Origin of the sequence: Nisaea denitrificans DSM 18348, assembly GCF_000426505.1 — a bacterium.
GTDB lineage: Bacteria > Pseudomonadota > Alphaproteobacteria > Thalassobaculales > Thalassobaculaceae > Nisaea > Nisaea denitrificans.
On sequence record NZ_AUFM01000009.1, the window covers coordinates 1 to 1,190 of the forward strand.

At 66.3% G+C, this 1,190-nt stretch carries 1 protein-coding gene; it reads left to right on the forward strand.

The window, feature by feature from the left end; all coding sequences use genetic code 11:
- Positions 1 to 1,190 (forward strand): condensation domain-containing protein (locus tag K328_RS21940; RefSeq protein ID WP_036552981.1); only part of this gene is annotated, 1,190 nt, incomplete at both ends.

Consider the following 1,190-nt stretch of genomic DNA (forward strand, 5'->3'; position numbering starts at 1 on the left):
TCGGAAGTGATGGTGCTCGACGCATTGCCCCTCACCGTCACAGGCAAGCTCGACCGCAAAGCCCTGCCCGTGCCGGACATGGTTGAGCGGAGCGGCTCCGGCGTACCCGCGACGCCGGGCGAGGAGCTGCTCGCCGGTCTCTGGCAGGAGGTCCTCGGATGCTCCTCCGTCGGACGTTCAGACAACTTCTTCGATCTCGGCGGGCATTCCCTGCTGGCGACGCAACTACTCTCCCGCATCCGCGCCGCCTTCGGCACAGACATCACCCTCCGCCTGCTGTTCGAGCACCCGACCCTCTCGGCACAGGCCGCCGCCATCGAAGCCGAACGCCGCGGCACACCACCGCCGCCGATTGTTCGGCGCGAAGATCGCGACACGCTCCCCCTCTCCTTCGCACAACAGCGCCTCTGGTTCCTCGCCGAGCTGGAAGACGGCGATCATGCCGCTACCTACAACATCACAGCCGCCCTTGGCCTTGCGGGGGCACTTGATGAAGACGCCCTCAGGTCTGCGCTCCTCGCCCTCACAGCACGGCACGACAGCCTGCGCATGACTGTGCGCGCCGAGAACGGTCAGCCCGTGCTGGGTTTGCGCGATCCCTACGATCCGCTGCTTGTCGAGGATCTGATCTGTGAGGAAGCGGATCGCGACGATCTGGTCCGCGCCCGCGCCGCGCGGCATGCAGCCGAACCTTTCGATCTCGCAGGAGACCCGCTGCTCCGCCTCACCCTGCTCCGCCTGGATACGGACGCCGAAGTGCTGCTGGTCAACCTGCACCACATCGCCGCAGACGGCTGGTCCCTCGGTGTGCTGGTGCGTGACCTGAGTACGCTTTATGCCGCTGCGCTCGCAGCCCCTGAAGATGATCTGTTGTCTGTTCTGCCTCCGCTTCCGATCCAGTATGCCGACTATGCCGCCTGGCAGCGTGACTGGTTGAGCGGGGAGGTACTGGAGACCCAGCTCTCCTATTGGCGCGACCGCCTCGGGAACGCACCCGCCTTGCTGGAGCTTCCCGCCGATCACCCTCGCCCCGCCGTCAAGAGTTACAAGGGCGGGCAGCGTGCCCTCACCCTGCCCCCGGAGCTGATGGAACGTCTGGAGGCCTTCAGCCGGGCCAAGGGCGCCACCCTCTTCATGACCCTGCTCGCCGCCTTCAAGGTCCTGCTGCACCGCTATAGCGGGTCCGAAGA